Raw genomic sequence first — 18,518 nt, 5'->3', positions numbered from 1 at the left:
CGTCACCGCTTCAGCAGCGCGCGCAGGTCGGCGCTCTCGTCGGCGAGCCGGGCGGCGTCCACCGGGATGCCACGGTCGACGATCCTGCGGGCCGCCCTGATGTCGGGGCCGCGGTCGATGGCCGCCGCGGCCACCAGCCGGCCGTCGCGCAGTCCGAGGACGGTGAAGGCACCGCTGTCCGGTGTGCCGCGCAGCACGGTCCGTTCGGCGTCCGCCATGGTGCCGACGGCCTCCAGCCGGGAACCGTGCCGGTCCGACCAGAACCAGGACGCGCCGGGCTCCGGGAGCGGCCGGCCGAGGATGCCGTGGGCCGCGGCCTCGCCGCCGCGCAGGGCGGCCTCCCAGTGCTCGTGCCGGACCCGGTGGCCGCTGCGGCGGGCCACGTCGCCGACCGCGAAGATGTTCGGGTGGGAGGTGTGCTGCCCGGGGCCCACGACGACGCCGTCGTCCACGTGGAGTCCGGCGGCCTCGGCCAGTCCGGTGGCCGGGCGGATGCCGATGCCGACCACGACCAGGTCGGCCTGGACGGACCTGCACTGCCCGGCGAGGCGCAGCACGACGCCGCCGCCGGGAGGGTGTTCCAGACGGCACACCCCACCGGTGATCACGTCGATGCCCTCTGTCGTGTGCCGGCCGTGCAGGGCGCCCGCGACGGTGTCACCGACCACCCCGGCCAGCGGCACAGCCACCGGATCCACCAGGGTGACCCGGCAGCCCCGGGCGACGGCCACCGCCGCCGTCTCGGCACCGATCAGCCCGGCACCGACGACCGCCACCCGGGTGCCGGGCAGCAGCCGTTCCCGCAGCCGTACGGAGTCCTCCCAGGTGCGCAGGACGTGCACGGCGGGATCGTCGCCGCCGGGCACGGGCAGCGCCCTCGGTGTGCCGCCGGTCGCCAGGACGACCCGGTCCGCGTCCACCGCGGTGCCGTCCGCCAACTCCAGGCCGCCCTCGTGCGGGCGGACCGCCCGGACCACGGTCGCCTCGCGCAGGGTGACCAGCCGCTCCGTGTACCACTGCTCGGGCCGCAGTAGGACGTCCTCGCGCCGGGCCTTGCCCAGCAGGACGTCCTTGCTGAGCGGCGGACGGTCGTACGGCAGCCCGGACTCGGCGGAGAACAGCACCAGTTCGCCGTCGTAGCCCTGGGCGCGCAGGGCGTCGCAGACGGAGACGGCGGCCAGGCCCGCGCCGACGACGGCGATGCGGCGGCGGGAACTCATCCGGCGGCCCCTTCGCCGGGGCCGAGGTGCAGCCAGAGCCCGCCGTCACGGACCTCGACCCGGTGGGCGCGTACGGCCGTGGTGGCCGGCATGCACTGCGGCTGCCCCGACTCCAGGCAGAACCGGGCGCTGTGGAGCGGGCACTCGACCTCGCCGTCCTCGATCCAGCCCTCGGACAGGGAGGCCCGGCCGTGGGAGCAGGTGTCGTCCAGGGCGTAGTAGGCGCCGGCGTCGTGGAAGACGGCGACGGCGTCGTCGTGGCCGGTGGCCTCCGGGGGCACCCTCAGCGCCTCGCCGTCGTCGATGTCGCCGACCCGGGCGACCTGGATGCCGGTGCTGCTCGTCGTACTCACGGAGTGTCCTTCTCGTGCCAGGCCGGTGTGTTCATGAGGTCGCGCCAGCGTGCGTAGAAACCGCGGGCGGCACCGTCGCTGTAGAGCCGGCCGGTGGTGCCGGGATGGACGCCGTCCTCGGCCTGGAGGCCCATCCCCATCTGGTAGTTCAGGGCCATCGAGCCGGCCATGAAGCCGCGCGCGGTGGACTGGCACTCGCTCCAGTTCTCGCCGTCGTCCTGCTCGAAGATGCCGGACGGCCCGAACGTCCGCAGGTTGTACAGCCGTTGGGCGTCCTTGACCTCGTCCGGCATGGACCGGTCGACGATCGTCCACGCGTGGACCTCGATCCGGTCCGGGCCCTTGGGGTGCCAGACGCGGATGGAGCCGAAGACCGGCAGGTAGGAGAAGTTCGGGAAGACGGTGGCGTGACCGGTGGTCATGGGCCCCTCGACCCGGGCGTCACCGAGCCGCTCGCGCAGTGCCCCGTAGTCGTAGTAGCCGTGCACGACCCGGTCGTCGAAGCGGCTCTTGGGGTGGGTCGGGAAGCCGGCGCCGTGACCGAGCGGATCGGTGTACTGCCGTCCGGGCGTCTGCACGATCTCCGCCTTCGGCCCCTTGCCGGACGGTGACATGACCATCAGCGCGGACGCGTGCGAGATGTTGACGTGATACCAGTCGGAGGCGAACTGCTCGGCCGCCAGCTTCCAGTTGCCCTCAAGTACCCACTTGTGGACGCCGTCGAGGGCCTCGGTGCCCTCCGGGTCGCGGTCGAGCATCGCGTCCATGTACCAGGCCATCCCGCCGAGCGCCTCGACGAGCGGCGGTGCCTCGGGGTTCCAGGTCGCGAAGACGAGCCCCTTGTACGTGTCGAGCTGCGCGACCTGGGTCAGCCCCCACTCCCTGCGGTCGAAGTGCGCCGGGTAGTCCTCGCCGTTGGGCACGTTGACCAGTTCGCCCGCCAGATCGTAGGACCAGCCGTGGTAGCTGCACGTGAACGCCTTCGTGGCGCCCGTGTCGGCCCGGCAGACCCGCATCCCGCGGTGCCGGCAGGCGTTGAGGAACGCCCGCAGCTTCCGGTCCCGGCCCATGGCGACGATGACCGGGTCCTCGCCCATGTATGTGGTGAAGAAGTCGCCGGGCTTGCGGAACTGGCTCTCGTGCGCGAGGAACAGCCAGCTGGGCGCGAAGACCCGGCGCAGTTCCTGCCGGTAGAGCGCCTGGTCACTGAGGATCCTGCGGTCGACGAGCCCGCGGTCGAGGTCGAGGTACGCGCCGACGTCGACGGCCGGCTCGGGGACGCGGGCCAGGCGGGGCGCCTCGGGGAGAGCGGGGGTGGACGTCATCGCCGGGCCTCCCCGAGCGGGGTCGGCCCTGCCGGGAGCCGCCGGGCCGGCGCCGTTGGTGTCGTGTCGGTGCATGCGCCCAGCACACGGCACCGGGCGGGCGCCGAACAGCCGCTGTTCCGTTGGACGGCACAGCGCTCTTCGCCCGGGAGCACCGGTGACCTCGCGCCGTTCCGCCCCGGTTCACGTCGCGTGCCGCAGGGCGGAACGGTGTGTGGTCCCCCCTCCTTGTCCGGGATTTCGATGTGCCCCACGTCACACGCGGTAGCCGTCTCCGGTCAGGCCGGGGAGCCCGCCTCCTCCAGGGAAGTCCACGATGCCACCACCTTCCACATCACGGCCGTCCGCAGGTCGTTCGCACCGGTCCGGCGGGGGGTGACCCTGTCGTGCTCGAAGTCGCTCGACTGGCCGTGCACTACGGCAAGGCGCAGATCGCGCTGCAAGACGTCACCCTCACGGTCCCGGACGGTGCCGCCGTCGCGGTACTGGGCGCCAACGGCGCGGGCAAGTCCACGCTGATGCGGGCCCTGTCCGGAACGCTCGGACACCATCGCGGCACCGTCGACGAGGGCACCATCACCTACGGCGGACGGTCGCTGCGCGGGCTGGACGCCGCCGGCATCGTGGCCGCCGGGGTGGTCCAGGTACCCGAAGGGCGGCGGATCTTCACCACCCTCACGGTGGAGGAGAACCTGCGGGCCGGCGCCGTGCTGGTGCGCGACCGGGCCACCCGGACCCGCAGGCGGGACGAGGTGTACGCGCTCTTCCCCGTACTCGCGGAGCGCCGGGAGCAGCGCGCCGGCCTGCTCTCCGGCGGCGAACAGCAGATGCTCGCCATCGGGCGGGCCCTGATGTCCGGCCCCTCCCTGCTCCTGCTGGACGAACCGTCGCTGGGTCTGGCGCCCAGGATCGTGGCGCGCATCGGCGAGATCGTCCGGGAGATCAACCGACAGGGCACCGCGGTGCTCCTGGTCGAGCAGAACGCGGCCATGGCCCTGTCCGTCGCCGACACGGCGTACGTCTTCGAGGTCGGCCGGGTACGGCTGTCCGGCCCCAGCGCCCGGCTGCGGGAGTCCGACGAGATCCGCCGGCTCTACCTGGGCGGTGACGCCGGGCCGCAGCAGCCAGGGCCGGAACAGGACGGTCCTGCCGGACCCGGTGAGCGCGCGCTGGCCAGGTGGTCCCGATGAGCGAGGACACGATCCTCCGGGTCGACGGGGTCACGGTTCGCTTCGGCGGGGTCACCGCGCTCGACGGGGTCTCGTTCGAGGTGGCCAGGGGCAGCGTGCACGCCGTCATCGGCCCCAACGGGGCCGGCAAGTCCTCGTGCTTCAACGTCCTGTCCGGGGTCTACCGCCCGGTCGCCGGTTCCGTCCGGTACGCCGGACGCGAACTGGTCGGCACGGCCCCGCACCGCATCGCCGCCCTGGGGGTGGCCCGTGCCTTCCAGAACCTGGCGCTGGCCGGGGACCAGAGCGTCGCGGAGAACCTGATGGTCGCCCGCCACCACCTCACCCGAGCGGGGTTCGTCGCCACCGGGCTGCGGCTGCGCTCCGCCCGGAACGAGGAGCGACGGCACCGCGAGCGCGTCCGCGAGATCGCCGGGTTCTTCGAGCTGGGCGACCGGTGGGACGTACCCGTCGGCCTGCTGTCGTACGGCGAGCGCAAGCGCGTCGAGCTGGCCAGGGCGCTGGCGGCCGAGCCCGAACTGCTGTTGCTGGACGAACCGGTCGCCGGGATGAACCACCACGAGTCCTGGGCGATGGCCCGTCAGATCCGCCGCGCACGGGACGAACTCGGCGTCACCGTGCTGCTCATCGAGCACGACATGCCGATGGTCATGGCCCTGGCCGACCGGGTCACCGTGCTGGATTTCGGCCGCCGCATCGCGGACGGCACACCGGCCGAGGTCAGCGCCGACCCGGAGGTGATCCGTGCCTATCTCGGATCCGACGAACCGGCGTCGGGTGCCGCGCCATCCGACGGAACGACGACTGCGGAGCACGTATGACACGCCTGCTGGAACTTCTCGCCGTCGGGCTGTCGCTGGGCATGCTCTACGCGCTCATCGCCATGGGGTTCGTGATCATCTACAAGGGCACCCGGGTCGTGAACTTCGCCCAGGGCTCGCTGCTGGCGCTCGGCGCGTACGCGGTGGCGCGTATCGCCCCCTCGGCCGGCTTCTGGGCCGCGGCGGCGGCCGGGATCGTCATCACCGTCGCCGGAGCCCTGCTGATCAGGTTTCTGCTCGCCCGGGCCCGCGGCCACGACCACATGGCGCTGGCCATCGCCACGATCGGCGTCGACGTCGTGCTGACCACCGAACTCACCCGGCGCATCGGCCCCGACGTTCTGTCCATGCTCGACCCGTGGGGCGCGGCCACCGTGCGGCTCGGCGGCGTCACCGTCCCCCAGGCCCGTATCGCCGCCATGGCCGTCGCGGTCGTGGTCCTCGGTCTGCTGCTGGCGCTGTTCCGGTACACCGGGTGGGGCGTCGCCATGCGGGCGGCGTCGGCGGATGCCGAGGCCGCGTCGCTCATGGGTATCCGGCTCGGCCGGGTCGCGACGGTCTCCTGGATGATCGGCGGGGCGCTCGCCGCGGGCGCGGGCGTCTTCATGTCCACGTTCCCGTCCGCCGGCCTGGACAGCCATTCGAGCACGATCGCGCTCGCCGCGATCCCGGCGATCATCCTCGGCGGCCTGGACTCCACGCACGGCGCGATCGTCGGGGGCGTCACCGTCGGCATGGCCAAGGCCCTCACCGCCGGGTACGGCTCGGAACTCGGCTTCCTCGGCGCCGGCTTCGGCGATGTCATGCCCTACGTCCTCATGGTGGCGGTGCTCATGTGGCGGCCGTCCGGGCTCTTCGGCACCAGGGAGTTCATCCGTGTCTGACCGTACGAACCTCCTCCGCCGTGCCCTTCCCGTGGGCGGCCTGCTGCTGGCGCTGCTGGTGCCCTTCTACCTGAGCGGGTTCTGGCTGCTGCTCGGCGTCATGGTCATGGCCGCCGCGATCGGTGCCATCGGCCTCAACCTGCTCGTCGGCACGGCCGGCCAGCTCTCCCTCGCGCACGCCTTCTTCCTGGCCGTGGGCGCCTACGCCTACTGCTGGTTCGCCGGAGCACCGGGGCCGGGCGGCGGCGGCATCACCCTCACCGGGCTCGAACTGCCGCCGCTGCTCGCGGCCGTTCTGGCGGTGGCCACGGCGGGAGCGGCGGGACTGCTGTTCAGCCCGGTCGCCGGCCGGGTCCGCGGCCTGTATCTGGGGCTCGCGTCGCTCGCCCTGGTCTTCCTCGGCCAGCACCTGCTGTTCAACCTGTCCTCGGTGACCGGCGGGTTCAACGGACGCAGCGTGCCCGAACTGTCCGTCCTCGGCTTCGAGCTGACCGGCCGGGACCCGGAACTGACGCTGCTGGGCGTGCCGGTCGGGGACCGGGAACGCCAGTGGTACGTGGCGCTGGTCTGTGTCGTCGTCGCCTACGTCTTCGCCCGGCGGGTGCTCGCGGGCCGTCCGGGCCGTGCCCTGGTCCTGATGCGTGAGAACGAGACCGCCGCCGGCGTCGTCGGCGTACCGGTGAGCCGCTACAAGGCAGCCGCCTTCGTCCTGTCATCGATGTACGCCGGTCTGGCGGGCGTCCTGCTGGCCCAGGCGTTCCAACGGGTGGTGCCCGAGTACTTCGGGCTGGTCCTCTCCGTCGAGTACCTGGCCATGATCGTGATCGGCGGGCTCGGCTCCGTCACCGGCGCCGTCCTCGGTGCCGCCTTCGTCACCGGGCTGCCCAGCCTGCTCAGCCACTACAGCGGACTGCTCACCTTTCTCGCCGAGCCCGGCACGTCCGGAGTGGACCCGGCGGTGGCCGCCCGCCTCGTCTTCGGCGTCGCGATCGTCGCGGTGATCCTCCTGGAACAGGGAGGGCTCGTCGCCCTGGGCAGACGCCTGCGCCCCGCCCCCCGGCCCCCGGCGGGCGCCGCCGGTCAGGGGGAACCCGGCCCGCCCCCCGATCCCGCCAGCCACCCCGTGCTTCCCCCACAGGACATGACCACCGCCTCCTCCTGAACCAACCTCCGAAAAAAGGGACTCCGCATGTTCGTCACCTCGGCCACCAGACTGGGTACGGCCGTTGCCGCACTCTCCCTCGTCGCTGTCGGCTGCAGCAGCAAGGCCACCGAGACCGCCGACTCCTCCTCCGGCATCAAGACGGGGCCGGGCGTCAGCGCCGACACCATCACGCTGGGCGCGCTCACCGACCTGTCCGGGGTCTTCGGCGCCCAGGGCAAGATCATCGTGCAGGGCAACCAGCTGTACCTCGACAAGATCAACGCCGCGGGCGGGATCTGCGACCGCAAGGTCGAACTCGTCGTCAAGGACCACGGGACGGACGTACAGAAGGCCGTGAGCCTCTACGCCGAGACGGAACCGGAGGTCCTCGGGTACGTGCAGATGCTCGGATCGCCCATCACCAGCGCCCTGGACACCGACATCACGGACGCCAGGACGCTGACCGTGGCCACGGCGTGGTCCTCCACCCTGCTGAAGAACCCCGAGATGATCGTGATGGGGAACACCTACGACGTCGAGACCGTCAACGGGGTCGACCACCTGGCGAAGGAGGAGGGCCTGAAGTCGGGAGACGTCCTGGGCCACATCTACTTCGAGGGGGACTACGGCAACTCCGCGCTGCAGGGCAGCACCTACGCGGCCGGGAAGCTCGGTCTGAAGCTGGAGGGGATCCAGGTCAAGGCCACCGACACCGACCTCACCGCGCAGGTGACGACCCTCAAGTCCCGTGGCGCGAAAGCCGTCGTGCTCAGTGTCGGCCCCCGCCAGACCGCGTCGGTGGCGGGCGTGGCCGCGTCCCTCGGGTACGACGTGCCGCTGCTGGCCAACACGCCCGCCTTCGACCCGTCCCTGCTCTCCACGTCCGCCAAGTCGGCCCTGGAGAAGAACCTGTCCGTGATGACCTCGATCGCCCCGTTCAGTTCGACGGAGAAGGGGCCGCGGGAGGTCGCCGCCGCCCTCCCCGAGAAGTTCCCGGACACGCAGCCCAACAGCTTCGTCAACCTGGGCTATGCCAGTGCCCTGGTCTACGCCGAGGTACTGGAGAAGGCCTGCGCGAACGGCGACCTGACCCGCGAGGGCGTCAACGCGGCGTTCCGGCAGCTGAAGAACGTCGACACGGGTGGACTGACCTCGGCCCTCGACTTCTCCGCCACCGGCCGGCAGCCGTCCCGTCAGACGTATGTCACGAAGGTCGACAGCTCCGTGCCCGGCGGGCTCGCCCTCCAGGGGCCGGCGACGGAGAGCGAGACGGCCGAGGGGTACACGTCCGCGGGCTGAGCCGCCGGGGGAGTGGCCCGGGGTGACCGGGTGCGGCGGCCGGGACCCCGGTGCCGCACCGGGTCGTGATCGGTGGCGGACGCCCGTCGTTTCCGCCGCTGCGGACACTGGCGTGGTACGAGTCGTTTACAACCCCGATACAGTCTCCTATGTTGGACGCACGTCCACTTAAATGGCCGCTCTCGGTCCCTTCCCCGGAGTCTGCCCATGCACGCCACCCCCCTGTCTCCCCAGCACGACAATCCCCTGTGCCCGGTCGGGCCGAGCCCCGAGCCCGAGCAACAGACCGCCGTCGACAAGGCGTTGGTCCTCCTGAAGTCGCTCGCCGAGCACGACCGGTGCGTCGGGGTCAGCGAACTGGCCCGACGCGCCTGCCTCACCAAGTCGACGGCCTTCCGCCTGCTCGGCATCCTGCAACGCAACGAACTCGTCGAACGGGTCGGCAGCGACTACCGGTTGGGCTCCCAGCTCTTCGACATCGGCAACCGCGTCTACGGGCCGACGCCGCCGCTGCTCCAGGAACTGCTGCTGCCCCACCTCGCCGACCTGTACGAACTGACGCACGAGACGGTGCATCTGGCCGTCCTGCACGGCACGGAGATCCTGTACGTCAACAAGATCCACGGTCACCGCGCGGCGCGCTCGCCGTCCCGGATCGGTGCTCGGTTGCCCGCCTACTGCACGGCCGTCGGCAAGGCGCTGCTGGCCTTCGACCACGACGCCGCCGAGGCGGCCATCGAGGCGGGGCTGCCCGGCCTCACCGAGTACACCTTCACCGACGCCGAACGCCTCCGGGCCGAGCTGCGACGCATCCGCAAGGAGGGCGTCGCGTACGACCGCCAGGAGGCCACCGTCGGCCTGACCTGCGTCGCCGTACCGGTCATGGGCCCTCTCGGCCGTCCCGTCGCCGCGCTCTCCGTCGCCGGTGCCGACCGCTGCTTCGACCCCTCGCGCTACGCCGACGCCCTGCGTCGCGTGGCCTATCAAGCGGCCCGCACGATCACCTTGGCCAAGGCGCGCGGCGGGTTACCGTCCGGACGAGGCGGTCAGCCCGTGTCCTGACCCGGTGGGACGCGTGCGGGGTGGTGCTCAGTCCCGCTTGGGTCCATGGGTGTGGGTGACCGTCATGCCGCCGGTGCCGGGCTGCGCGCGCGGCACGCTCACCACGATGTGGAACAGGCTCTCCTCGTCCAACGACTCGTACACGTGCGGCCGGTCGCCCGGATACCGCACGAAGTCGCCCGCCGACAGTTCCACCGGGGTGTCGGCGGGCCCTACCCGAACCCGACCCCGAATCACGTACAGGTGTTCCAGCGTGCCCACCGGGTGTGGCTCGGACGGCTTTTCCATCCCCCGTGTACCGCTGACGCGGACCAGATAGTTTTCAATGACGCCTGAGCCGTACACGTGGTCCAGTGACCGGGACTCGTAGCCGTCGTGCCGCTGCCAGACGACATCGTCCTCCCGCTGCACGGTCATTACCTGTTCCTGTTCGGCCACCAGCCGTGTCACGGGTACGCCGAGTGCGCCCGCAATGGAGAACAGCGTGTCGACCGTGGGATTTCCCGTGCCCAACTCCAGTTTGGACAGCGTCTGTTTGGCCAGAGCCGCCTGACGGGCCAGTTCGGCCAACGACAGCCCCCGCTGTTCTCTGAGGTGGCGCACATTACGTGCCACCACGCTGTTTCCCGACGACATGCGTCCACTGTAAACGAGAAGGTAATCGGTGTGTACGGCGGTGCATTTCTGATGCGCCATCGTATTCGGGGAATTGCTCTCCGTCACCGGGGATTGGCGCGGCCGTCCCCGTTCACCTTCCGGAACCTCAAGAAAATGCCGGAGAAGTCCGGTCGGTTCCATCTGACAATGGATTCTCCGTCCCGTGGTCCTTTCCCGCGTCAGGAAGCGGAATGTGGCACGGGTTTCCGCGTGCCGTACAACGGTACGACCGCTGTGCCCGCCGTGGTGACAGAGCGTCTGATGGGGGCCCACATGCCGCTACGGCTCCTTCGTGGACAGGAGTCGGACACGCGGCGACCACCCCGCAGAGAGCCGCCCATGTATCCCCAGAACCGACCTTCCCAGCAGGACCCGCTCGCGGTCGTCGTCCTGTACCTGAGTCGACTCGACCACAGATGCCTGTACTCCGACGACCAGTTGTTCCGGGCGATGAACGACTGCTACGCGTCGTTCGGAGGCCCGGACGAGCTCAGTCTCCGGTACGTTCGATCGCTGACGTCAGGAGACCCCGAGGCCCACACCCTCCGCGAACGGCGGATGTGGGCCTTACGCGTCGCCGAGGACCTGGCAGGGCGCCATCCCCGTGCCCACACGGTGCCCGCCGCCCGCCGCCGCGCCCTCTTCGCGGGCGTCCCGGTCGTCGGGCTGTACGTGCTGATCATCGGCTCGGCCAACGCGGGCCGGGACTTCATGGCCCTGCCGGTGGCGGGCCCGCTGAACGTGGGTCTCGGCCTCGGTCTGCTCCAACTCGTCGTCGTCGCGGCCTGTGTCCTGTGGTACGGGCGGTATGCCGAGACGTCGTCCGGCCCTCTCCCCGAGGGCTCGGGGATCTCCGTCGAGGAGTCGGGGCACCGCCGATGACTCCGGATCGCGTCACCGCTTACCTGCCGGTCTTCGCCGGCTTCCTCGTCTGTGTGCTGTTCCTGGCGGTGTGGGCCGCTCCGCAACGAGGGACCCTCTCGGAGTTCTACGTCAGCGACGGCCGACTGAGATCGGGTCACAACGGTCTGGCCCTCTTCGGGGACGTCATGTCCGCGGCTGCCCTGCTGGGCAGTCCCGGCCTGATCGCCCTCACCGGATTCGACGGCACGCTGTCCGTTCTGGGGCCGGCCGTCGCCTGGATCGTCGTCCTCCTGCTGGTCGTTGAGCCGTACCACGGCAAGGGGGAGTTCACCATCGGCGACCGGCTGGCCCGTCGGCTGCGCCCGCGTGCGGTGCATCTGGCGGCGGGCATCGCCACACTCCTCGTCTGCCTGGTGTACCTGACCGCGCAGCTCGTCGGCGCGAGCGCGCTCACGGTGGGAATCCTGGGCCCGGCCGGCCGTGGCATGGAGGCGGGCATGACGGCCGTCCTCGGCGCTTTCATGATCCTGTACATCGTCCTGGGCGGAATGGGAGCGGCCACGCTGGTGCAGACGCTCAAGGCGGTCCTGTTGCTGGCCGGCGGCATCGCCCTCGCGCTGGCGGTGCTCTACAGATTCGACTGGAACCCGGGCGCGCTCCTGAGCGCCGCGGCCGACCACAGCGGTCACGGCGAAAGCTTCCTGGAGCCGGGGCTGCGCTTCGGCCACGGCGGAACGACGATCCTGGACTCCGCCAGCGAACAACTGGCCCTGCTGGTCGGAGCCGCCGGACTGCCCCATCTCCTGATGCGGATCAACACCGTGCCGTCCCGGCGCGACGCGCGGCGATCGGTCCAGTACGCGGCCCTGATGACCTCCGCGTTCTACGTGGCCGCCGGTGTACTCGGCTTCGGCGCGGCGGCACTGGTCGGCAGGGACGCCATCGTGGCGGACAACCCTTCCGGGAACACGGCGGTGCTTCTCCTCGCGGCCCAGCTCGGGGGTTCGTTCCTGCTCAGCCTCGTCGCCTGTCTGGCGTTCGCCACCGTGCTGGCCGTCGTGTCCGGAATCGTCCTCGCCGCCGCGATCTCGTTGGCCCACGACATCTACGGCGCGGTCATCACCCGGGACACCGCGTCCGAGCAGCGCGAGCTGTTCGTGACGCGGGTGGCGGCGGTGGCGGTCGGCACGACTGCCACGGTGCTGGCCCTGGCCGCCCGGAACCTCAACGTCTCCTTCCTCATCGGTCTGGCCTTCGCCGTGGCCGCCTCCGCGATCGTGCCCGCCCTCCTGTACGGCATGTTCTGGCGGGGCTTCACCACCCGGGGCGCGATGTGGAGCATCTACGGGGGCCTGGCCACCTCCGTGACACTGGTGGGCCTGTCGCCCGGGGTCTCCGGCAACGCCAACGCCCTGCTGCCCGGCCTGGACTTCTCGGTGTTCCCGCTCCACAACCCGGCCATCGTGTCGGTCCCGGTCGGATTCCTGCTCGGCTGGCTCGGATCGGCGCCCTTCCGCGCGGCCGGCCGGGAGACCTCCTTCGAGGACCGCGTCACGGTGGGTGTTCCGCCGTACCGATGACGCCACGGCGGACGATCAGCGGACGCAGGCCTTCGTGCGCATCAGGAACGATTCGAGATAGTCGTCGTGCGGGACGCCCGGGGCGAGCCAGTGCGTCGGACGGTCACCCAGGTAGACGTTGGCGATGCTGGGTTCGCCGACGAGCCGGTCCACCAGCGTCTCGTCGTCGGTGACGACGGTGAGCGCCAAGGTGTCCCTGAGCGGCCCGACCCCGACCTCCGGGCTCCACGGCGCCACCCACACGCAGGGGAAGGGCAGTTCGACGCCGGTCTGCCGGGCATCGGGCCCCGGCACCTGGTGCACGGCCGGGCGCAGTACCGCGGTGCCGTCCCCGAGGTCGTCGACGATCCCGTCGCCGCCCAGCCAGGGGACGGTGCCGACGGCCGTGGCCAGCAGGTGCCGCTCGATCCGCCGGGCTACGTCGAGCGGCTTCACGGGCAGCACCGCCTTGGGGTCCTGGGGCGGCAGGCTGGGCAGCGCGGCGAGCCGCTCGGCGATCGCCTGTGCCAGCGGGGCCGGGTCGCCCTCGACGAACACGGCGGTGGTGTTGATACAGGCTGCACCGCCGTGGGCGCTGACCGAGGAGACGACGGTGTCCAGACAGGACGTCCAGTCGGCGTCCTTGGTGATGAGGATCTTCGACCGCCCCGGCCCCTGCGGGAGCACCGTCGCCATCGAGGAGTACTTGCGGACCACCTCGTCGTCGCCGTACACCATCGCCAGGTCCGCCCCTCGTACGACCTCGTCGGCGGTGGCGTGGTCGGTCGGCAGCAGGGCGACCTGGTCGGCGCCGAAGCCGGCGTCCCGCAGAGCGGTGATCCACCGGTGCGGGCTGAACGGTTCGCGGCTCGACGGCCGTACCGCCACCCGGTAGCCGAGAGCCAGGGACTGCAGCCACAGGGTGTGGGCGCTCGGTGTGTTGCCCGGGGCGTGGACGGCGAACACGTCGCCGCGGCGGACCCATACGCCGCTGCCGCTGCGGGTGCGCGGGTCCCGCCAGTCGTCGACCGCCCCCGTGGGACGGGCCTGCTGGGCGCTGAGGTACGCGTGTTCCGTGTACCGCACGGTGGCCTCGATGGCCCTCTCCGTGGTGACCCAGGGCAGACCCGACACCCGGCACACCGCATGCTGGTAGTCCTCGGCGGACAGTCCACCGACGGTTTCGGTGGCGAAGGCCCGGCCCGCCCTGGCGATCGCGTCGAGGCGTTGTTCCAGCGGCAGCGGGTCGGCCCTGCGCAGCGCCGACATCGTCCTGGCGACGAACAGCGGGGGGACCAGGCTCAGTTCGGCGAACGGCTCGCCACGGATGTCGTTGACCGTCTGGACGTTCCTCGACCGGTACGCGCCGGCCGGCCCCAGCGCGTCGAGCCGTACGACGTCCCTGGTGCCGCTCGTGCCGCCCACTAATAGACTCCCTCGACCACGGCCTCGCCGTCGAAGACCTGGACCGGAGCCACATCCGCCAGGGAGTCGCCCACCTGCCCGCGCGGCCCCGGTACCCGGGTGGCCTCGTCGCGGTCGAGGTTGTTGGGCAGCAGGAAGCTCCGGCTGACGTGGTTGACGACCACCTGGCCACGGCCGCCGTGGGCGACCGGTCTCCCGCTGTCCGGGTCGACCACCCGGAAGGTGATGTACGGCGACGGCGGGTCGAAGACGACTTCGCCGGCGTCCTCGGTGACCCGCTGGGCGCAGCTGTGCATCATCATCGTGCTGCCGAAGCAGCCGATGAGCCGGACGCCGGGAAAGACCTCGCCGCCGAGCAGGTCGCGGGTGTCGGCGTCCATGTGTGTCCCGACCCAGATGACCGCCTTGACCTTCGCCCGCACCAGATCGGTCAACTCGTCGTCAGCGGCGAGACGTTCGAGCAGCGGCGGCGTGATGGCGAGCAGGCCCACATCCTGACTGCGCAACAGGTCCCGGGCCTGTTCGAGGAGATGGCCGGAGTAGTCGCGGGCGTCCTCGGCACGGCCGGCGGAGACGAGCCGCCTGGCCCAGCGCGGGTCCATGTCGATCGAGAACCCGTGGCCGCCACGGTCCCTCGCGAGCCGCGGATAGGCGTAGCCGGCCATGTGCGGACCGCTGGGAAGCAGCGTCAGCCAGTTCACGCCCCTCGGCACACCGTGGGCGTCCAGGTTCGTACTGATCCATTCCTGTGACCGGAGGAACCAGTCCCGCAGGACCACCACCCGCTTGGGCCGGCCGGTGGTGCCGCCGCTCTCGAAGAACCCACAGACGTCCGGATGCTCGCCGTACCCGCGTGGCACGAGGTCCTCGGCGCGTACGTCGCGCAGCTCGTCGCACACGTTCGGGAACAGCGCGAGATCGTCGACCACCTTCACGTCGGTCAGCGGGTCGAAGTCGAGTGTCCTCGCCCGCGCCAGCCAGAACGGGGACCCGGTCCCGGGGCCGAAGTGCCAGCGCATCGCCGCCCTGACGAACTCGTCCGGGTCGGGGCGGTCCCCGATCGGCGTATCGAGAACGCGGTCGATGTCGTCGACCATGGTGCCTCCAGTGTCTCGCTGCTCCTGCGGGCCACGCTCGGTGCCGTCATTCCAGTGCGGAGGCGGTGGTTCGGGAAGGACATGTGCCGGTGGACGGCACGGCGGCGCGCACGGGCCGGCGTCCCTGGCGGCGGGCCGGGGACCCCTCCGGATCTTCTCGGCCGAGGGGCGTCCTGCTCGCCCGCACTCCGCCATCCGTCGTGCCGCTCTACGGCACGACGGGGTGACGCGTGAGCGTCTCAGACCCTCTCCTGGTGCGGCCCGGTAGCAAGTTCTCCGTCCAGGGACGAAGGGACATCGAGGAAGCCGTCCACGAGCAGCCCGAGCAGTGAGGACATGGCATGAGCATGGCATACACGACGGAACAGCGGCCCGACGAGTACGACGTGGCGATCATGGGCGGCGGCCTGGCCGGCCTGACACTGGCGCTGCAGCTGAAGCAGAACCGCCCGGACACCAGCGTCCTGGTGATCGAGCGGCAGAAGCATCCCGTGCCCGAGGCGGCGCACAAGGTGGGCGAATCGACGGTCGAGATCGGCGGACGCTACCTGCGCAACGTCCTGGGGCTGGAGGACCACCTGGAGCGGCACCAGCTCAAGAAGTTCGGCATACGCATGTTCTTCAGCGACGACACCAACGAGGGCATCGCGAGCCGGCCCGAGATCGGGCACTCCGCCTTCCCGCCGCACAAGGTCATCAGCTACCAGCTCGACCGGGGACGGCTGGAGAACGCGCTGGGGCAGGAAGCCCACACGAGCGGTGTGACGTTCGTGTCCGGCTGGAAGGTGCAGGAGCTGGAGCTGCGGCCGGACCAGGATCGCCATCGGCTGAGCCTGGTCGGTGACGACGGTGCCGAACGCCGGATCACGGCCCGCTGGGTGGTGGACGCCACGGGCAGGTCGTCGACGATCAAGCGTCAGCTGGGGCTGGCCAAGCAGGTGGGGCATCGCGCCAACGCCGCATGGTTCCGGATCGGGCACCCCATCGACATCGATCAGTGGTCGGACGATCCCGGTTGGCACGACCGGATCGACGACGAGGTTCCGTACAGCGACCGTGAGCTGTCCACCAACCACCTGATGGGTCCCGGTTACTGGGTCTGGCTGATCCGGCTGGCCTCGGACGCGATCAGCATCGGCATCGTCGCCGATGCGGACATGCACCCGTTCGCCACCATCAACCGCTTCGAACGGGCCATGGACTGGCTGCGCGAGAACGAACCGGAGTGCGCCCGCGTGGTCGAGCGGTACCGCGACAAGCTCCAGGACTTCCGGGTCCTGAAGAACTACTCCTACGGCTGCGAGCAGGTCATGTCCGGCGACCGGTGGTGTCTGACCGGTGAGGCCGGAGTCTTCCTCGACCCGTTGTACTCGCCCGGCCTGGACATGATCGCCATCGGCAACGGCCTGATCACCGATCTCGTCACCCGTGCCCTGGACGGGGAGGACGTCGGGGAACGGGCGGCGATCCACAACCGGACGTATCTCACCGTGTTCGAGGACTGGCTGAACATCTTCGAGGGGCAGTACCCGCTGATGGGCAATGCCAGGGCCATGATGTCGAAGATCATCTGGGACACGACCCGCTACTGGGCCGGCCCCGGCTGGCTCTACTTCCACGACGTGTTCCGCCGCCTGGCCGAGTTCCCGCAGATGCAGGCCGACCTGGCCCGCTTCCACCGGGCCACCGAGCAGGCCCAGCGATTCCTCCGCGAGTGGCACGCCATCGACCAGTCCGGCCGGACGGACCCGTTCGTCCGCTACTACGACCTCGACTTCATGAAGCACCTGCACATCGCCATGTGCGAAAGCCTGTCCGACGAGGAACTGTCACCCCGGTTCGCCGCCAACGTGCGCTTCATGGAGCGGATGACGGGCCACCTGGTCAGCACGGTCATGGCGGAGTGCAGGGAGCAGCCCGAGAACGAGGTCGTGCGGCAGCAGCTCAAGCTGTGGGAGAGCGACGCGTCGCTGATGGGCCTGGCCGAGATCTACCACGAGGACTCCCAGGAGAACCCGGTCAACGACCTCTGGATCACCCTCAGGAAGAGTCCGGAACGGGTCAGGCAGACCACCGGCTGAGAACCTCCACGCAGAGCCCGGCCGCGGCCGGCCCCGGCCGGGCGGGGCTGCCCCATTCCTCCTCCGGCCCGCCGCCGGAGCCCCGAGTCGTCCCGGGTGCCACGGTCCCTCACCGTCGGCGCCGACGCACCTTCCGCATGGGGAGAAGTGATCACGTTGGACCATTCCTCGGTTGCCGCCAGCCCCGCCGATGTCATCACCGGGCAGATGCTCGCGGGACTCGCCGTGATCCTCGCCGTGGCCTACCTGTTCGCCCGGCTGGCCAAGCGCGTTCGGCAGCCCCTGGTGATGGGGGAGATCGTCGCCGGTATCGCCCTGGGGCCGAGCCTGCTGGGCCTCCTGCCGGGAGACCCCGTCGGAGCGCTGTTCCCGGCGGAGGCGCGGCCGATCCTGCAGGCGCTCGCGCAGCTCGGACTGGTCCTGTTCATGTTCGGCATCGGCTACGAACTGGACTTCGCCCGTCTCCGGGGGGCCGGCCGCCGGGTCGTCTGGGTCTCGCTCAGTTCCGTGACGCTGCCGTTCGTGCTGGGGGCCGGGCTCGCCGTCCTTCTGTTCCCCTGGTACGACGAGGCGCAGCTCAGCACCGACGGCGTGCTCGCCCCGGCGCTCTTCCTCGGGGCGGCGATGTCGATCACCGCGTTCCCCGTGCTGGCCCGGATCATCACCGAAGGCGGCATGCAGCGCACCCGTATCGGCGCCATGGCGCTCACCTGCGCCGCCATCGAGGACTTCATCGCCTGGTGCGTGCTGGCCGTGATCGTGGTCATCGCCACCGCGAGCGGACTGTGGCCGCTGGCACGGATGGTGCTGGAGTCCGGTCTGTTCCTGGTCGTCCTCCTGTACGCCGTACGCCCGGGGCTGCGCTGGCTGATGGCTCCGGAGCGGCCGTGGGCGGCCCGTAGCTCCCTCATCCACACCGTCCTGGTCACCGGACTGCTGGTGTCCGCCTGGGCGACCAACGAGATCGGTCTGCACGCGGTCTTCGGTGCCTTCGCCTTCGGTGCCGCCGTGCCCCGCGGCCACATCGAGGCGCAGGCCCCGCAGGTCGCCGAGCGCATCGAGCAGACCAGCCTCTTCCTGCTGCCGGTCTTCTTCACCGTGACCGGGCTGTCGGTGAACCTCGGAGGGCTCGGCGGACACGGTGTGATCATGACCGTCGCCGTCGTCCTGGTGGCGTGCGTCGGGAAGTTCGTCGGGGCCGCCGGTTCCGCACGTCTCTCCGGCGCCTCGACGGCCGAGTCGATGACGCTCGGCGTGCTGCTCAATGCCCGGGGCCTCACCGAACTGGTCATCCTCAACGTGGGGCTGTCGCTCGGGGTGCTGGACACCCGCATGTTCAGCGCCATGGTCGTCATGGCGCTGGCCACCACCTTCATGACGGGACCGCTGCTGCAACGCCTCGGGTTCCACGAGGAACCCAGGCCACTGCCGGTTCCCCGCAAGAGCACGAAGAAGGCCGTCTGACCTCACCCCCCTCCCCATGCGTCACCCCCCTCCCCATGTGTCCCGGGTCCTCCCCGATCCGGGACCGGCTGGA

At 70.8% G+C, this 18,518-nt stretch carries 16 protein-coding genes; 10 read left to right on the top strand and 6 right to left on the bottom strand.

The genetic code is table 11. The features are described 5' to 3' along the window. Positions 1-2: 2 nt before the first annotated feature. From CW359_RS18710 to CW359_RS18700, 3 genes are read right to left on the bottom strand one after another with little or no spacing between them, the layout of a single operon-like run. Positions 3-1,220 carry an NAD(P)/FAD-dependent oxidoreductase gene (locus CW359_RS18710; RefSeq protein ID WP_105971091.1) on the bottom strand — a complete coding sequence of 406 codons (1,218 nt, stop codon included), beginning with the start codon at positions 1,218-1,220 and terminating at the stop codon, positions 3-5. After that, positions 1,217-1,573, bottom strand: coding sequence for a bifunctional 3-phenylpropionate/cinnamic acid dioxygenase ferredoxin subunit (locus CW359_RS18705; RefSeq protein ID WP_105971090.1), 357 nt, complete (start codon positions 1,571-1,573; stop codon positions 1,217-1,219). The genes CW359_RS18710 and CW359_RS18705 overlap by 4 nt, the downstream gene beginning before the upstream one ends. Next, a complete protein-coding gene (locus tag CW359_RS18700) occupies positions 1,570-2,898 on the bottom strand; it encodes an aromatic ring-hydroxylating dioxygenase subunit alpha (protein WP_105971089.1) in 1,329 nt (442 codons plus the stop codon). The genes CW359_RS18705 and CW359_RS18700 overlap by 4 nt, the downstream gene beginning before the upstream one ends. Before the next feature lie 386 nt (positions 2,899-3,284). On the opposite strand from CW359_RS18700, the gene CW359_RS18695 reads away from it, so the two are divergent. From CW359_RS18695 to CW359_RS18670, 6 genes are all read left to right on the top strand, one after another. Then, positions 3,285-4,088, top strand: coding sequence for an ABC transporter ATP-binding protein (locus CW359_RS18695; RefSeq protein ID WP_105971088.1), 804 nt, complete (start codon positions 3,285-3,287; stop codon positions 4,086-4,088). Then, on the top strand, positions 4,085-4,909 hold the full coding sequence (locus CW359_RS18690; protein ID WP_105971087.1) for an ABC transporter ATP-binding protein: 825 nt from the start codon (positions 4,085-4,087) through the stop codon (positions 4,907-4,909). The genes CW359_RS18695 and CW359_RS18690 overlap by 4 nt, the downstream gene beginning before the upstream one ends. Continuing rightward, on the top strand, positions 4,906-5,793 hold the full coding sequence (locus tag CW359_RS18685) for a branched-chain amino acid ABC transporter permease (protein ID WP_105971086.1): 888 nt from the start codon (positions 4,906-4,908) through the stop codon (positions 5,791-5,793). The genes CW359_RS18690 and CW359_RS18685 overlap by 4 nt, the downstream gene beginning before the upstream one ends. Then, the gene (locus CW359_RS18680) at positions 5,786-6,955 is read left to right on the top strand and encodes a branched-chain amino acid ABC transporter permease (protein ID WP_232838454.1); all 1,170 of its coding nucleotides are present in this window, start codon (positions 5,786-5,788) and stop codon (positions 6,953-6,955) included. Before CW359_RS18685 ends, CW359_RS18680 begins: the two co-directional genes overlap by 8 nt. Positions 6,956-6,982: 27 nt before the next feature. Continuing rightward, positions 6,983-8,236: an ABC transporter substrate-binding protein gene (locus tag CW359_RS18675; RefSeq protein ID WP_105971084.1), complete on the top strand. Its 1,254-nt coding sequence runs from the start codon at positions 6,983-6,985 to the stop codon at positions 8,234-8,236. Between the two features lie 207 nt (positions 8,237-8,443). After that, positions 8,444-9,298 (top strand): IclR family transcriptional regulator, encoded by an 855-nt coding sequence (locus tag CW359_RS18670; protein ID WP_105971083.1) that lies wholly within the window; start codon positions 8,444-8,446, stop codon positions 9,296-9,298. 27 nt (positions 9,299-9,325) lie between these two features. Here CW359_RS18670 and CW359_RS18665 read toward each other — a convergent pair whose 3' ends face one another. Further along, entirely contained in the window at positions 9,326-9,934 is a 609-nt protein-coding gene (locus CW359_RS18665) for a helix-turn-helix domain-containing protein (protein ID WP_232838453.1), read from the bottom strand. Positions 9,935-10,294: 360 nt separating this feature from the next. On the opposite strand from CW359_RS18665, the gene CW359_RS18660 reads away from it, so the two are divergent. Both CW359_RS18660 and CW359_RS18655 read left to right on the top strand, forming a co-directional pair. Continuing rightward, a complete protein-coding gene (locus CW359_RS18660; protein WP_198655275.1) occupies positions 10,295-10,837 on the top strand; it encodes a DUF485 domain-containing protein in 543 nt (180 codons plus the stop codon). Next, positions 10,834-12,399: a sodium/solute symporter gene (locus tag CW359_RS18655; RefSeq protein ID WP_105971081.1), complete on the top strand. Its 1,566-nt coding sequence runs from the start codon at positions 10,834-10,836 to the stop codon at positions 12,397-12,399. The genes CW359_RS18660 and CW359_RS18655 overlap by 4 nt, the downstream gene beginning before the upstream one ends. 15 nt (positions 12,400-12,414) lie before the next feature. On the opposite strand, the gene CW359_RS18650 is transcribed toward CW359_RS18655, so the two are convergent. Together CW359_RS18650 and CW359_RS18645 are read right to left on the bottom strand one after the other, a co-directional pair. Further along, complete coding sequence (locus CW359_RS18650) at positions 12,415-13,803, bottom strand: aldehyde dehydrogenase family protein (RefSeq protein ID WP_105971080.1); 1,389 nt, start codon at positions 13,801-13,803, stop codon at positions 12,415-12,417. Further along, on the bottom strand, positions 13,803-14,900 hold the full coding sequence (locus CW359_RS18645) for an acyl-CoA synthetase family protein (protein ID WP_105971079.1): 1,098 nt from the start codon (positions 14,898-14,900) through the stop codon (positions 13,803-13,805). The genes CW359_RS18650 and CW359_RS18645 overlap by 1 nt, the downstream gene beginning before the upstream one ends. Positions 14,901-15,241: 341 nt before the next feature. On the opposite strand from CW359_RS18645, the gene CW359_RS18640 reads away from it, so the two are divergent. Together CW359_RS18640 and CW359_RS18635 are read left to right on the top strand one after the other, a co-directional pair. Next, a complete protein-coding gene (locus CW359_RS18640; RefSeq protein WP_198655274.1) occupies positions 15,242-16,981 on the top strand; it encodes an NAD(P)/FAD-dependent oxidoreductase in 1,740 nt (579 codons plus the stop codon). A 156-nt stretch (positions 16,982-17,137) separates the two neighbouring features. After that, positions 17,138-18,445, top strand: coding sequence for a cation:proton antiporter (locus CW359_RS18635; RefSeq protein WP_232838452.1), 1,308 nt, complete (start codon positions 17,138-17,140; stop codon positions 18,443-18,445). Positions 18,446-18,518: the final 73 nt, after the last annotated feature.

Origin of the sequence: Streptomyces geranii, from assembly GCF_002954775.1 — a bacterium.
Classification (GTDB): Bacteria; Actinomycetota; Actinomycetes; order Streptomycetales; family Streptomycetaceae; genus Streptomyces; species Streptomyces geranii.
Note: the sequence above shows the minus strand (reverse complement) of the source record. Positions and strands in the feature narration are given on the sequence as shown.

Excerpts from the sequence above, each read along its gene's own strand:
- CW359_RS18655 (WP_105971081.1), top strand. The coding sequence starts at position 10,834 with ATGACTCCGGATCGCGTCACCGCTTACCTGCCGGTCTTCGCCGGCTTC.
- CW359_RS18675 (WP_105971084.1), top strand. The coding sequence starts at position 6,983 with ATGTTCGTCACCTCGGCCACCAGACTGGGTACGGCCGTTGCCGCACTC.
- CW359_RS18665 (WP_232838453.1), bottom strand. The coding sequence starts at position 9,934 with ATGTCGTCGGGAAACAGCGTGGTGGCACGTAATGTGCGCCACCTCAGA.
- CW359_RS18710 (WP_105971091.1), bottom strand. The coding sequence starts at position 1,220 with ATGAGTTCCCGCCGCCGCATCGCCGTCGTCGGCGCGGGCCTGGCCGCC.
- CW359_RS18685 (WP_105971086.1), top strand. The coding sequence starts at position 4,906 with ATGACACGCCTGCTGGAACTTCTCGCCGTCGGGCTGTCGCTGGGCATG.
- CW359_RS18645 (WP_105971079.1), bottom strand. The coding sequence starts at position 14,900 with ATGGTCGACGACATCGACCGCGTTCTCGATACGCCGATCGGGGACCGC.
- CW359_RS18640 (WP_198655274.1), top strand. The coding sequence starts at position 15,242 with ATGAGCATGGCATACACGACGGAACAGCGGCCCGACGAGTACGACGTG.
- CW359_RS18690 (WP_105971087.1), top strand. The coding sequence starts at position 4,085 with ATGAGCGAGGACACGATCCTCCGGGTCGACGGGGTCACGGTTCGCTTC.
- CW359_RS18660 (WP_198655275.1), top strand. The coding sequence starts at position 10,295 with ATGTATCCCCAGAACCGACCTTCCCAGCAGGACCCGCTCGCGGTCGTC.
- CW359_RS18700 (WP_105971089.1), bottom strand. The coding sequence starts at position 2,898 with ATGACGTCCACCCCCGCTCTCCCCGAGGCGCCCCGCCTGGCCCGCGTC.
- CW359_RS18670 (WP_105971083.1), top strand. The coding sequence starts at position 8,444 with ATGCACGCCACCCCCCTGTCTCCCCAGCACGACAATCCCCTGTGCCCG.